Origin of the sequence: Streptomyces sp. NPDC047315 (assembly GCF_040643215.1) — a bacterium.
Classification (GTDB): Bacteria; Actinomycetota; Actinomycetes; order Streptomycetales; family Streptomycetaceae; genus Streptomyces.
Genome location: NZ_JBEYTZ010000001.1, coordinates 142,599 through 156,377, shown reverse-complemented (window position 1 = coordinate 156,377; position 13,779 = coordinate 142,599). Strand labels below are relative to the sequence as shown.

The 13,779-nt window shown below is 71.1% G+C and carries 8 protein-coding genes and 1 pseudogene; 3 read left to right on the top strand and 6 right to left on the bottom strand.

The annotated features are described in order from the left end of the window. Positions 1–236: 236 nt before the first annotated feature. The 4 genes and pseudogenes from ABZ842_RS00685 to ABZ842_RS00670 all read right to left on the bottom strand — a co-directional run bounded on the left by ABZ842_RS00685 (position 237) and on the right by ABZ842_RS00670 (position 7,098). On the bottom strand, positions 237–4,082 hold the full coding sequence (locus ABZ842_RS00685) for a multifunctional oxoglutarate decarboxylase/oxoglutarate dehydrogenase thiamine pyrophosphate-binding subunit/dihydrolipoyllysine-residue succinyltransferase subunit (RefSeq protein WP_361529280.1): 3,846 nt from the start codon (positions 4,080–4,082) through the stop codon (positions 237–239). A 302-nt stretch (positions 4,083–4,384) separates the two neighbouring features. Next, positions 4,385–5,629 (bottom strand): HAMP domain-containing sensor histidine kinase, encoded by a 1,245-nt coding sequence (locus tag ABZ842_RS00680; RefSeq protein WP_361529277.1) that lies wholly within the window; start codon positions 5,627–5,629, stop codon positions 4,385–4,387. Further along, positions 5,626–6,366, bottom strand: a complete 741-nt coding sequence (locus ABZ842_RS00675) for a response regulator transcription factor (protein WP_361529274.1) — start codon at positions 6,364–6,366, stop codon at positions 5,626–5,628. Before ABZ842_RS00675 ends, ABZ842_RS00680 begins: the two co-directional genes overlap by 4 nt. A 91-nt stretch (positions 6,367–6,457) precedes the next feature. Further along, positions 6,458–7,098 (bottom strand): annotated as a pseudogene (locus ABZ842_RS00670) (spermidine synthase). A gap of 264 nt (positions 7,099–7,362) precedes the next feature. Between ABZ842_RS00670 and lon the strand changes: the two are divergent. Then, positions 7,363–9,777 carry an endopeptidase La gene (gene lon, locus ABZ842_RS00665; protein ID WP_361529271.1) on the top strand — a complete coding sequence of 805 codons (2,415 nt, stop codon included), beginning with the start codon at positions 7,363–7,365 and terminating at the stop codon, positions 9,775–9,777. A 489-nt stretch (positions 9,778–10,266) separates the two neighbouring features. After that, positions 10,267–11,037 carry a pentapeptide repeat-containing protein gene (locus ABZ842_RS00660; protein ID WP_361529268.1) on the top strand — a complete coding sequence of 257 codons (771 nt, stop codon included), beginning with the start codon at positions 10,267–10,269 and terminating at the stop codon, positions 11,035–11,037. Positions 11,038–11,076: 39 nt separating this feature from the next. On the opposite strand, the gene ABZ842_RS00655 is transcribed toward ABZ842_RS00660, so the two are convergent. Next, on the bottom strand, positions 11,077–11,892 hold the full coding sequence (locus ABZ842_RS00655) for a lysozyme (protein ID WP_361529265.1): 816 nt from the start codon (positions 11,890–11,892) through the stop codon (positions 11,077–11,079). A 263-nt stretch (positions 11,893–12,155) separates the two neighbouring features. Here ABZ842_RS00655 and ABZ842_RS00650 point away from each other — a divergent pair, with 263 nt between their 5' ends. Further along, the gene (locus ABZ842_RS00650) at positions 12,156–12,653 is read left to right on the top strand and encodes a MarR family transcriptional regulator (RefSeq protein ID WP_361529262.1); all 498 of its coding nucleotides are present in this window, start codon (positions 12,156–12,158) and stop codon (positions 12,651–12,653) included. A gap of 61 nt (positions 12,654–12,714) precedes the next feature. Here ABZ842_RS00650 and ABZ842_RS00645 read toward each other — a convergent pair whose 3' ends face one another. Beyond that, positions 12,715–13,503: a hypothetical protein gene (locus tag ABZ842_RS00645; protein WP_361529259.1), complete on the bottom strand. Its 789-nt coding sequence runs from the start codon at positions 13,501–13,503 to the stop codon at positions 12,715–12,717. Positions 13,504–13,779: the final 276 nt, after the last annotated feature.

The window sequence follows — 13,779 nt, the reverse complement described above, 5'->3', positions numbered from 1 at the left end:
CGGGTACGTCGTGGCTGTTCGCGCAGTTCCTCGCGCCCCTAAACACATCCGCCTGCATCCGCAGATGAGTGACGGGGGCAGCGAAACAGGGGCGCGGGGAACTGCGCGACAAGCCCACCACCCGGCCGCAGACGCCAACGCTGCCGTACGGCGATGGCGAGATCGCCCGGGAAACGGGGGAGGCCCGGCCCCTAGGAAGGGGCCGGGCCTCATGAGCGCGAGGTTGCGCGCGAGGGCTACGCGTCGAAGACCTCGGCGACCAGTTGCGCCTGCTCCGCCTGGTGCCGCTTCGCCGAGCCCACCGCCGGCGACGAGCCGTGCGGGCGCGAGATCCGCCGCAGCCGCTCGCCGTGCGGGACGTCCGCGCCGACCGCCAGGTCGAGGTGGTCGATCAGGTTCAGCGCGATGAACGGCCAAGCACCCTGGTTCGCGGGCTCCTCCTGGGCCCACAGGTACTTCTCCGCGTTCGGGAACTTCGCGATCTCCGCCTGGAGCTCCGCACCCGGCAGCGGGTACAGCCGCTCCAGCCGGATGATCGCCGTGTCCGTGACGCCCCGCTTCTTCCGCTCCGCGTCGAGGTCGTAGTAGACCTTGCCGGAGGTGAAGACGACCTTGCGGACCGCCGCCGGGTCGACCGACTCGTCACCGATGACCGGGCGGAAGCCGCCGGTCAGGAACTCCTCCGTCTTCGACTGCGCCGCCTTCAGACGCAGCATCGACTTCGGGGTGAAGACGATCAGCGGCTTGTGGTGCGGGTTGTGCACCTGCCACCGCAGCAGGTGGAAGTAGTTCGACGGCAGCGTCGGCATGGCGACCGTCATGTTGTTCTGCGCGCACATCTGGAGGAAGCGCTCCGGGCGGGCCGAGGAGTGGTCCGGGCCCTGGCCCTCGTAGCCGTGCGGCAGCAGCAGCGTGACGCCGGAGGTCTGGCCCCACTTCTGCTCGGCGGAGGAGATGAACTCGTCGACGACGGTCTGGGCGCCGTTGACGAAGTCGCCGAACTGCGCCTCCCACATCACCAGCGACTCGGGCCGGGCCAGCGAGTAGCCGTACTCGAAGCCCATCGCCGCGTACTCGCTCAGCAGCGAGTCGTAGACGTTGTAGCGGGCCTGCTCGTCGGTCAGGTAGAGCAGCGGGGTGTAGTCCTCGTTGGTCTCCTGGTCGACCAGGACCGCGTGGCGCTGGCCGAAGGTGCCGCGGCGGGTGTCCTGGCCGGACAGCCGCACCGGGGTGCCCTCCATCAGCAGCGAGCCGATGGCCAGCGTCTCGCCCATGCCCCAGTCGATCGTGCCGTCCTCGACGGAGGCGGCGCGGCGCTGGAGCTGCGGCAGCAGCCGCGGGTGGACGGTGATGCTGTCCGGGATGTTCACCTGGGACTCGGCGATCCGCTTGACGACCTCCTGCGAGATCCCGGTGGTCACCGCCACCGGGAACTCGGCCTGCGGGTCCGGGACGTGTGTCGGCGCCGGGTGGCTGGTGGCCTCGCGGACCTCCGCGAAGACCTTCTCCAGCTGGCCCTGGAAGTCCTGGAGCGCCTGCTCCGCCTCTTCCAGCGTGATGTCGCCGCGGCCGATCAGGGACTCGGTGTACAGCTTGCGCACCGAGCGCTTCTTGTCGATCAGCGCGACCATCTGCGGGTTGGTGAACTGCGGGTTGTCGCCCTCGTTGTGACCGCGGCGGCGGTAGCAGATGAGGTCGATCACGACGTCCTTGTTGAACGTCTGGCGGAACTCGAAGGCGAGCCGGGCGACGCGCACGCACGCCTCCGGGTCGTCGCCGTTCACGTGGAAGATCGGCGCCTCGATCATGCGGGCCACGTCGGTGGCGTACATCGAGGAGCGCGAGGACTCCGGCGCGGCGGTGAAGCCGACCTGGTTGTTGATGACCACGTGGACCGTGCCGCCGGTGCGGTAGCCGCGCAGCTGCGACATGTTCAGGGTCTCCGCGACGACGCCCTGGCCGGCGAAGGCCGCGTCGCCGTGGAGGGCGACCGGCAGGACGGTGAAGTCCGTGCCGCCCTTGTTGATCACGTCCTGCTTGGCGCGGGCGACGCCCTCCAGGACCGGGTCGACCGCCTCCAGGTGGGAGGGGTTGGCGACCAGGGAGACCTTGATCTGCTCGCCGTCGAGACCGGTGAAGGTGCCCTCGGCGCCCAGGTGGTACTTGACGTCGCCGGAGCCGTGCATCGACTTCGGGTCGAGGTTGCCCTCGAACTCGCGGAAGATCTGCGCGTACGACTTGCCGACGATGTTCGCCAGCACGTTCAGCCGGCCGCGGTGGGCCATGCCGATGACGACCTCGTCCAGCCGCGCCTCGGCGGCGGAGTCGATGACCGCGTCCAGCAGCGGGATGACGGACTCGCCGCCCTCCAGGGAGAACCGCTTCTGGCCGACGTACTTCGTCTGCAGGAAGGTCTCGAACGCCTCCGCGGCGTTCAGCCGGCGCAGGATCCGCAGCTGCTCCTCGCGCTCCGGCTTGGCGTGCGGGCGCTCCACCCGGTCCTGGATCCACTTGCGCTGCTTGGGGTCCTGGATGTGCATGAACTCGATGCCGGTGGTGCGGCAGTACGAGTCGCGCAGCACGCCGAGGACGTCCCGCAGCTTCATCAGCGTCTTGCCGGCGAAGCCGCCGACCGCGAACTCCCGCTCCAGGTCCCAGAGGGTGAGCCCGTGCTCGGTGATGTCCAGGTCGGGGTGCTTGCGCTGGCGGTACTCCAGCGGGTCGGTGTCGGCCATGACGTGGCCGCGGACCCGGTAGGAGTGGATCAGCTCGAAGACGCGCGCCGCCTTGGTGACGTCGTCGTCGTGGGAGGCGTCGATGTCCTTGAGCCAGCGGACCGGCTCGTACGGGATGCGCAGCGCCTCGAAGATCTGGTCGTAGAAGCCTTCCTCGCCCAGCAGCAGGTTGGCCACGATGCGCAGGAACTCGCCGGAGGCGGCGCCCTGGATCACCCGGTGATCGTAGGTCGAGGTCAGCGTCATGACCTTGGAGATGCCCAGCTTGTTCAGGGTGTCCTGGGAGGTGCCCTGGAACTCGGCGGGGTAGTCCATGGAGCCGACGCCCATGATGACCGACTGGTTCGGCATCAGCCGCGGCACGGAGTGGACGGTGCCGAGGCCGCCGGGGTTGGTCAGCGAGACGGTGACGCCGGTGAAGTCGTCCATCGTCAGCTTGTTGCTGCGGGCGCGGCGGACGATGTCCTCGTAGGCCTGCCAGAACTCGAAGAAGTTGAGCGTCTCGGCCTTCTTGATGGCCGCGACGACCAGCTGGCGGTCGCCGTTCGGCTTCACCAGGTCGATGGCGAGGCCGAAGTTGACGTGCTCGGGCTTGACGAGGGTCGGCTTGCCGTCCTTCTCCGCGTACGACCAGTTCATCGACGGCATGGCCTTGAGGGCCTGCACCATCGCGAAGCCGATGAGGTGGGTGAAGGAGACCTTCCCGCCCCGGGCGCGCTTCAGGTGGTTGTTGATGACGATGCGGTTGTCGAACAGGAGCTTCACCGGGACGGCGCGCACGGACGTGGCCGTGGGCACCTCCAGCGAGGCGTTCATGTTCTTCACGACGGCGGCGGAGGGGCCGCGCAGGGTGACCAGCTCGGGGCCGGCGCCGGCCGGAGCGGCGGCCTTGGGCGCCGCGGCCGGCTTGGCGGCGGGCGCCGGCTTCGCAGCCGGAGCCGCAGCCGGGGCCGCGGGTGCCGCAGCGGCGGGAGCGGCCGGGGCGGCAGCGGGCCGGGCGGCCGGAGCCGCGGGCGCAGCAGGGGCCTGGGCGGGCTGCTGCGGCGCGGCCGGGGCCTGCACCGGTGCGGCCTGCGCCGGCGGCGCCGCGGCGGCGGTCGCGCCCTCGGCGGGCGCCTCGGCGGTGTTCTTGCCACCGCCCGGCTTGTAGTCGGCGAAGAAGTCCCACCAGGCGCGGTCTACGGAATCGCGATCCTGGAGGTACTGCTGGTAGATCTCGTCGACGAGCCACTCATTGGCGCCGAAGGCGGCGGCAGGGCCCTGGCCCTGCGTGCCTTGGTCAACCGTGGGGGCACCTCCCGGCCGGAGGCTGGGGGAGCTGGCGTTACTGGGGACCTGAGACGACACGGCGGCAACCGCCCTCTTCCGCTTCACAAGATGGTGGACAGCGGAAATAAAGGCTACGCCCCCATGGCCGGTAGATGCAGGCCGGGCGGGCCATCGTCGCGTAAGTCACACCGAAGCGTGGGTTTCATGGTGAGGAATGGCGGGAAATAAGCACGGTTCGCCCATGCCGACGATGTGGCGGACCGTTCCGGTTCGCACCACTGACCAGGAAGAACACCTGTGAACCTACTGGTCCGCGCGAGTCGGTGGCCCTGCTCATGGCAAGTACACACACTCCGGCCCGCGGCCGTTCGAACCCTACGTCAACTCCGCTGCGCGGGGATTCCCGGAAGGGTGACGAGGATGCGGCAGCCGCGGGCCGATTCGGCCACGCCGATGCGCCCGCCGTGCAGGTCCACGGCCCAGCGCGCGATGGCGAGCCCCAGGCCCGTACCGCCGTCGCTGCCCTTGCCGTGCGGCGCGGCGACCGAACCCCGGTTGAACCGTTCGAAGACCCGGTGGCGCTCCTGCTCGGGAATGCCCGGCCCCTCGTCCACGACCTCCAGGTCCAACGACTCCGGCTGCCGCCCGCGCCGCGCCCGCACCGTGACCCGGCCGTGCGGCGGCGAGTGCTTCACCGCGTTGTCGACGAGGTTCGCCACCACCTGGTGCAACCGCTCGGGGTCCGCGTGCGCGGTCAGCTCCGGCGGCGAGACGTCCAGGTGCAGATGGACGTCGGTACGGGTGTGGTGGCCCGAGCCGGACGCGAGCCGGCGCTGCGCCGCCGCCAGGTTCGCCTCCTTGAGCACCCCCGACAGATACGGCCACACCTCGAAGCGGCGCGTCCGCAGCGGTACGACACCGTTGTCGAGGCGCGACAGGTCCAGGAGGGTCTCCACCAGCCGGCCCAGGCGCTCGGTCTGCGTCAGCGCCGTGCGCATCGTCTCCGGATCGGCCGCCGAGACGCCGTCCACCACGTTCTCCAGCACGGCGCGCAGCGCGGCGATCGGGGTCCGCAGCTCGTGCGAGACGTTGGCCACCAGCTCCTTGCGGTGCCGGTCCACGGCCTCCAGGTCGTCCGCCATCCGGTTGATCGTCGAGGCCAGGTCGCCCAGCTCGTCCCGGCGGTCCGCGCCGCGCACCCGCTGGGTGTAGTCGCCGTGCGAGATGCCCTTGGCGACCGTGTTCATCTCGTCCAGCGGCGCGGTCAGGCCGTGCGCGAAGAACTGGGTGATCAGCAAGGTGGCGATCACCGAGAAGACCGTGATGAAGCGCAGCTCGGTGGAGGTGCGCAGGGCGACCAGCAGCAGACCCGTGGTGATGAAGACGGAGACCACCACGAGCGTGCCGAGCTTGGTCTTGATCGTGATCGGGACGGGGCCCCGCCGGCGTGCTTCGCACGGCTCCACCCGGGCGCCGCGCCGGGCCGGGCCCGCGCGCTCGCCCCGGGCCGCGCCCGCCGCGGGGGGCGTGCGCGGGGCGCGCCGCGGCCGGCCCTCCCTGGCGGTCGGCTCCGCGTAGGCGGGCGGCGCCGAGGGCACCGCGGCGGCCCGGGTGCGCCGTCTCATGGCGCTGGCGTCTCCAGTGCGTACCCGACGCCGTGGACCGTACGGATCCGCTCCGCGCCGATCTTCCGGCGCAGCGCCTTGATGTGGCTGTCGACGGTCCGGGTGCCGGAGGCGTCCGCCCAGTCCCAGACCTCCGCGAGGAGCTGCTCCCGGGAGAGCACCGCGCGGGGCGTGTTGGCGAGGCAGACCAGCAGGTCGAACTCGGTCGGCGTGAGGTGCACGTCGTCGCCGCGCACCCGCACCCGGCGCTGGGCGTGGTCGATCTCCAGCTCGCCCAGCCGCAGGATCCCGCTACGGGGGGTGACGGCGGCGAGCGCGGCGCGCTCGACCCGGCGCAGCAGCACGTGCACCCGCGCCGCCAGCTCCCGCATCGAGAACGGCTTCGTCATGTAGTCGTCGGCGCCGACGCCGAGGCCCACCAGCATGTCGGTCTCGTCGTCCCGGGCGGTCAGCATCAGCACCGGCACCGGGCGCTGCGCCTGCACCCGACGGCAGACCTCCAGGCCGTCGAAGCCGGGCAGCATCACGTCCAGCACCATCAGGTCGGGCTGCCAGGCGTCGGCCGCGTCGACCGCCGCCGGGCCGTCCGCCGCGGTCTGCACCAGGAAGCCCTCGGCCCTCAGACGTGCGGCGATGGCGTCCACGATCGTCGAGTCGTCCTCGACGACCAGCACCCGTCGCTGCGCGCCCGGCGTGGCCGCCACGCTTGTCTGGGTGGTGGTCTGTGTCTGTTCCATCGCCCGCCCCTGTAAGCGCTCTCGGGAGATTCACGCTCGTTGTAGATCCGGTGTGTAGTTCAGCAGACTAAGCGCACTGCGCACCACCCTGCTACGCAGGCCGAACGCCGAGGTGGACCACGTCCGGTACGCCTCGGGCAACCCGGATCTCTTCGGTTCTTACCCCGCTGAATCCGGCATTCCGCAGGGCTCGTTCAAAGGTTGCAGAGGGTTGCGCGGACCAGACGGCGAGGACGCCTCCCGGTCGCAACCGCCCGTGACACAGGGCGAGTCCGGCCGGCGCGTACAACGCGTCGTTGTCCTCGGTCACGGTCCAGTCGGGGCCGTTGTCGATATCCAGACATAGCGCGTCGTAAAGGTCGTCAGTCTCGCGGAGATGGGTCAGCAGGTCCGTGCGGAGGATCACGCTCCGGGGGTCCGCGAGCGCCGGTCCCGAGACGTTCGCGAGCGGGCCCGAGCGGTGCCACTCGACGATCGCCTCCTCCCGTTCGACCACCGCGATGCGGCCCCAGCGCGGGTTCCCCGCCGCGTGCGCCAGGGAGAAGCCGACGCCCAGTCCTCCGATGAGCAGTGCGGGTCGCTTTTCGGCCGACTTCGGGGCGGCGTGGTCCTCGGCGGCGGTCAGGGTTTCGAACGCCGCGTCCACCAGCCTCCGCTCGGATCGGCCGTCGGAGTGTCCATCAGGAAGCACCCGTTGGCGATGATCTCGTGGTGATCTCCCCGGCGGCGCAGGACGATTTCCCCGTACGGGCCGTCCCGGCGGTCGAGGGTGACGGGCTGGGGCACAAGACCTCCGGTGCGCTGCGGATGGCGTGACCGGGCCATCGTTGCCGCACCGGGGGCGGTGTGCGAACGGATAACGCCAAAGTGCGGCCTCCTCGCCATATCCCGCACTTCAACGGGGTGATCGCTCAGAGCGAACAGAGGGCGGGGAACATCTGGGGACCCCAGGGCATTGAGTCGATACAGCTCAAGTTCATTGCCGAAGGGGAGATCATGGCTGCTGAGTCCGACGCCTTCACACCGCTCACCCTGCCCGTGCTGCCGCTGGACGACGAGGTCGTCCTGCCGGGCATGGTGGTGCCGCTTGACCTGACCGACACGGAGGTGCGGGCCGCGGTCGAGGCGGCTCAGGCTGCCGCGCGCTCTTCCGGTGCCAGCAAGCCCCGGGTGCTGCTTGTTCCCCGCGTCGACGGCACGTACGCCGCGACCGGTGTGCTCGGCACCGTCGAGCAGGTCGGCCGGCTCTCCGACGGCGATCCCGGCGCGCTGATCCGGGGCCGTTCCCGGGTGCAGATCGGCGCCGGGACCACCGGCCCGGGCGCCGCGCTCTGGGTCGAGGGCACCGGGGTCGACGAGACCCTGCCCGACCCGCTGCCCGGCCAGGTCCTGGAGCTGGTCAAGGAGTACAAGGCCCTCGCCACCGACTGGCTGAAGAAGCGCGGCGCCTGGCAGGTCGTCGACCGCATCCAGCAGATCGACGGCGTCTCCCAGCTCGCCGACAACGCCGGTTACTCGCCCTTCCTCACCACCGCCCAGAAGATCGAACTGCTCGACACCGCCGACCCGGTCGCGCGGCTGCGGCTCGCCACCGACCAGCTCCGCGAGCACCTCGCCGAGCAGGACGTGGCCGAGTCCATCGCCAAGGACGTCCAGGAGGGCGTCGACAAGCAGCAGCGCGAGTTCCTGCTGCGCCGCCAGCTGGACGCGGTCCGCAAGGAGCTGCGCGAGCTGAACGGCGACGGCGAAGGGGAGGAGTCCGACGACTACCGCTCCCGCGTCGAGGCCGCCGACCTGCCCGAGAAGGTGCGCGAGGCCGCCCTCAAGGAGGTCGACAAGCTGGAGCGGGCCAGCGACCAGAGCCCCGAGGGCTCCTGGATCCGCACCTGGCTCGACACCGTCCTCGAACTGCCGTGGAACGAGCGCACCGAGGACGCGTACGACATCCAGGGCGCCAAGGCCGTGCTCGACGCCGAGCACGCGGGCCTTCAGGACGTCAAGGAGCGGATCACCGAGTACCTGGCCGTGCGCAAGCGGCGCTCCGACCGCGGCCTGGGCGTCGTCGGCGGCCGGCGCGGCGGCGCGGTGCTGGCGCTGGTCGGCCCGCCCGGCGTCGGCAAGACGTCGATCGCGGAATCCGTCGCCCACGCCATGGGCCGCAAGTTCGTCCGCGTCGCCCTCGGCGGCGTACGGGACGAGGCGGAGATCCGGGGCCATCGGCGCACGTACGTCGGCGCGCTCCCCGGCCGCGTCGTCCGCGCGGTCAAGGAGGCCGGTTCGATGAACCCGGTCGTCCTGCTCGACGAGATCGACAAGGTCGGCTCCGACTTCCGCGGCGACCCTGCGGCTGCGCTGCTCGAAGTTCTCGACCCGGCGCAGAACCACACCTTCCGCGACCACTACCTGGAGGTGGAACTCGACCTGAGCGACGTCGTCTTCCTGGCCACCGCGAACGTGCTGGAGGCCATCCCGGAAGCGCTGTTGGACCGGATGGAACTCGTCCGGCTGGACGGCTACACCGAGGACGAGAAGGTCGTCATCGCCCGGGACCACCTGCTGCCGCGCCAGCTGGAGCGGGCGGGCCTGGCGGCGGACGAGGTCGTCATCGACGAGTCCGCGCTGCGCAAGCTCGCCGGCGAGTACACCCGCGAGGCGGGCGTGCGGAACCTGGAGCGGTCGATCGCCCGGCTGCTGCGGAAGGTGGCCGCGGAGCACGAGCTCGGGGACCGGGAGCTGCCGTTCACCATCGGCGCGGAGCAGTTGCGCGGGCTGATCGGACGGCCGCACCACGTGCCCGAGTCCGCGCAGGACCCGGCCGAGCGCCGGACCGCGGTGCCCGGCGTCGCCACCGGGCTCGCCGTGACCGGCGCCGGCGGGGACGTGCTGTACGTGGAGGCGTCCCTGGCCGACCCGGAGACGGGCGCGTCCGGGCTGACGCTGACCGGGCAGCTCGGTGACGTGATGAAGGAGTCCGCTCAGATCGCGCTCTCCTTCCTGCGGTCCCGCGGCGCGGAAGCGGAACTGCCGGTGGCCGACCTCAAGGACCGCGGGGTGCACATCCACTTCCCCGCGGGCGCGGTCCCCAAGGACGGCCCGAGCGCCGGCATCACGATGACGACGGCGCTGGCGTCGCTGCTGTCCGGGCGGCTGGTCCGGACGGACGTGGCAATGACGGGAGAGGTGTCGCTGACGGGTCGGGTGCTGCCGATCGGTGGCGTGAAGCAGAAGTTGCTGGCGGCGCACCGGGCGGGGATCACCACGGTGGTGATCCCGAAGCGGAACGAGCCGGACCTGGACGACGTCCCTGCGGAGATCTTGGAGAAGCTGGAGGTCCACGCGGTGACGGACGTCCGCGAGGTGCTGGACATCGCCCTCACCCCCGCGGAACTCCGCGTCCCCGCCGCGGCGTAACCCGGGTGCGCCCGAGCCTCCCCTCTCGGGCGCCCCCGCGGCTTCCCTGCGGCCCGGTGGGGGCTGTTCGCGCAGTTCCTCCCCCTACGCCCAGAGGCGTGGGGGGACCCCCACCTGTGCCCTGCGGGCACGGGTGGACCCCCAGCGCCCCTAAACCACCCGCCGTTTCCCTGCGGGAGCGCTGGGTCCCTGCGGCTGCTCTGTGGCTTGTCGCGCAGTTCCCCGCGCCCCTGATTCGCTGCCCCCGTCACTTGTCTGCGGCTGGGGCAGCGGGTTTTAGGGGCGCGGGGAACTGCGCGACAAGCCACCCACCGGGCCGCAGAGACCAACGCTCCGGCAGGAACACGGCGGTGATGTCCCACGGCACAGACGGACCGCAGAGACCAACGCATCCCGCCGGCGCACGGCGGTGGTGTCGCCGCAGCGCAGACGGGCCGCACAGACCACCAGCGCGCCCGCAGGGAAAGCGTGGGGGCGAGAATGTGGGGCATGGACGACCCCACCGCCTTGCGCGGCGACTGCGCCGCGTGCCTCGGGCTGTGCTGCACCGCCCTCCCCTTCCGTGCCTCCGCCGACTTCGCCGTCGACAAGGAAGCCGGCACCCCCTGCCGCAACCTCACCGCGGACTTCCGCTGCTCGATACACGCCCGGCTGCGCACCAGCGGCTACCGGGGCTGCACCACGTACGACTGCTTCGGCGCCGGGCAGCGCGTGTCGCAGCACACCGGTGTCGCCGTCGTCGAGGCGTTCCCCGTCGCACGGAATCTGCACGAGCTGCTCTGGTACCTGGCCGACGCCCTCACCCACCGCGCCGCCAGCCCCCTCCACGACAGGCTGCGAGAGCTGTACGCCGAGACGGACGAGTTGGCGCGGCGCGCGCCGCGGGCGTTGCTCGCGGTGGACGTGGATGCGCAGCGGCAGCGGGTGAACGCGCTGCTGGTGCAGGTCAGCGAGGTGGTGCGGGGCCCGGTGCGCGGGCGCAAGAAGGACCGCAGGGGCGCCGACCTGATGGGCGCCCGGCTGCGCGGCGCGGACCTGCGCGGTGTCAGCCTGCGCGGTGCGTACCTGATCGGCGCCGACCTCGCGGGCGCCGACCTGCGCCAGTGCGACCTGATCGGCGCCGACCTGCGCGACGCCGACCTCTCCGGCGCCGATCTGCGCGGCAGCCTCTTCCTCACCCAGATGCAGGTGAACGCGGCCCGGGGCGACGCCGCGACCGGACTGCCCGCCGCCCTGGACCGACCGACGCACTGGTCGTGACGGGCAGCCGGCCGCGGTGGTCGCTCGGACCCCGGCGGCTCAGCCGTTGGCGAGTGCCACGACCCGGTCGTAGGCGCCGTTGAACTTGTTGTGGTCACCGACGATCGGCCCGGACGAGGTGTACTGCCACATGGTGTAGAAGCCCCAGCCCGCCGGCAGGGTGCCGGGCGTGGTGTTGTACCGGGCGATCCACAGCGGGTTGCTCGCGCCGAAGCCGCTGTAGTTGCCGGTGCACTGGGTCCACCAGCTCGTCGCGGTGTAGATCACCGCGTCCCGTCCGGTGCGGGCCCGGTACCGGTTCAGGAAGTCCCGGATCCAGGTCACCATCTGGGCCTGCGTCTTTCCGTAACAGGCCGCACCGTAGGGGTTCCACTCGATGTCGAGCGCGCCCGGCAGCGTCTTGCCGTCGCGCGACCAGCCTCCGCCGTTGTTGACGAAGTAGTCCGCCTGCGCGGCGCCCGACGCGGTGTCCGGGGTGGCGAAGTGGTACGCCCCCCGGACCATCCCGATGTTGTACGAGCCGTTGTACTGCTGCGCGAAGTACGGGTTCTTGTAGTACGTGCCCTCGGTGGCCTTCACGTAGGACCACTTCACGCCGCTGCTCCACAGCGCGGACCAGTTGACGTTGCCCTGGTGGCTGGAGACGTCGACGCCTTCGGTCTGGGCGGCGCGGGTCGGGACGGGCAGCCCGCCCTGGCCGTCGTGTTCGACGACGCCCATGCCCATGTGGGCGGAGCCGCGTGGTGGTCGGTCCCCGTCCGGGGAGGCCGGTGCGGCGGTCGAGGCGGCGGCGAGGGGGGACAGGACGGCGAGGAGGGCGCCGACCGCGGTCGCGAGCGTGCGGCGGGGTCTCATCGACGCGTGGTGGGGGACGGTCGTTCCGGATCTCTGCACGGACATAAGCGTGCCTCCGACGGCACTCGGTGGGGGGATCGGACGGAGCGTCGGCATGACCGCGATGGACCAACATGGTGTGGACATGCCATACCTGACGCTACGCACGTAGAAGGGTGTCCGGAAGGGGTCGAGAAGGGTGCCGTTGGTCTACGCCTGCGAAATACTGACCGAACTGCAAAGACGGCGGTCAATGACGAAAACTTTCAGGAACCGGAAAGCCTATGAGGGGTTCTGACGTGCACGAAAGCGGTACGGGGAGTGAAGCCAACCCCAACGGTGTGAGTGGTGTGGACCAGGTGTTCCTGGCCCTGGAGCGGGAGTTGGCCGTTTTCCTACGCCGTGCACGGTCGCAGTCGGGGGAGATGGCCCGCGAGGTCCACCCCGGACTGGAGTCCTCCGCCTACGGGTTGCTCGTGCGACTGGAGGACGCCGGTGCCCAGCGGGCCACCGACCTCGCGGCGTACTTCGGCGTCGGCAAGGCCACAATGAGCCGCCAACTGCGGGCGCTGGAGGACGTCGGAGTGGTCGTCCGCGAGCCAGATCCGGCGGACGGGCGTGCGTCACTCGTACGGCTCACCGAAGAAGGTCTGGAGCGGTTCCGCCGAGTGAGGGACGCGCGCCGCGAGCGGTACGTCCGCAAGCTCGCCAGCTGGGACCGCGGCGAGATCGCGGAACTGGCGCGGCTGCTGCGACAGCTCAACGACCGGGCGGGGGACTGACGCGCCGCCACCGGCCGGGGCGCCGCCGGCCGTCAGGGCCGGAGCGGCGCCCCCGCAACGGCTACAGCTCCGCGAAGACCACCGCCGCGTCGTCGTGCAGCTTCCAGCGGATCACCGCGGTGCGCTCCTTCGTCGCCGTCTCGACGGCGCGCACCCGGTCGATCAGCCCCTGCGGCCCCTCCCGGCGCACCAGGGCGACGCACTCGGCCCAGTCGCCCTCCTCGAACATGTCGACCCAGCGCGATGCGCCGTCCGTGAGCGCGGTGAGCGAGCGGACCTCGGTGCGCGGGGTGCGGCCGGTCACCGCCCGCTCGGCCACGGAAGGGTCCGCCGCCGCGGTGAAGAAGCCGCCCTCGGCGTTGCGCAGCGCGTCCGCCGACGCGTGGGTGCGCAGCGCCTCGCGGGGCAGTCGGTCGAGCCGGTCGTCCAGGACCGCCCGGACCTCGCCGGAGGGCGCCTCTACGAGCAGGGCGGAGTCCGAGAGCACCAGATGCTCCACGTCCTCCAGCGGCCCGCCCCAGCGCGCGAGGACCACCGTCGCCTGTGGCGTACGAACGTGAGAAAGGTCACAGGTTTGCCGATGGGAATTCGCGGTGCGGCGGATTGCCGCGGAGAGGATTTCGGTCAGGGGCAGGTCACGGCGCGTCGAGGAGAGTTCGAGCAGCGCACCGCCGAGACGCGCGGTGAACCAGGGGACCCCGTGCACGCAGCCGTCGTCACCCGCCGGAGGGGTCACCCCGTCGAGCGCCACGAGGGATCCGCCCTGGCCCGAAGCGGGCAGGGCCGCTGACACCCAGTCTTCGTTGGGCCGTTCGACGGATCCGGGCGACGTGGCGAGTTCAATGCGCATGGCGCACAGTCTGCATGACACGTTCACGTTACCCCCACACCCGGCGGAATCCTCCGTACGGCCAGGTCAGCGCGGGTCCGGCCGGGTGGTGACACCCCCGGTGGCATATGCGGGCGCGCATCCTGCCAAAGCCGGGCCGGAAGATCCAGTCAGCCTCGCGGAATCTCTCATTCCGGCAACGCAGAGAAGTTGTTCGCCAACTCCCCGGTGATGTTCACTCGTTCAGGTGGCGGAGCGGCCGATGCGCGCCTCCTACCCAAAAGCGCTGGAATCGTC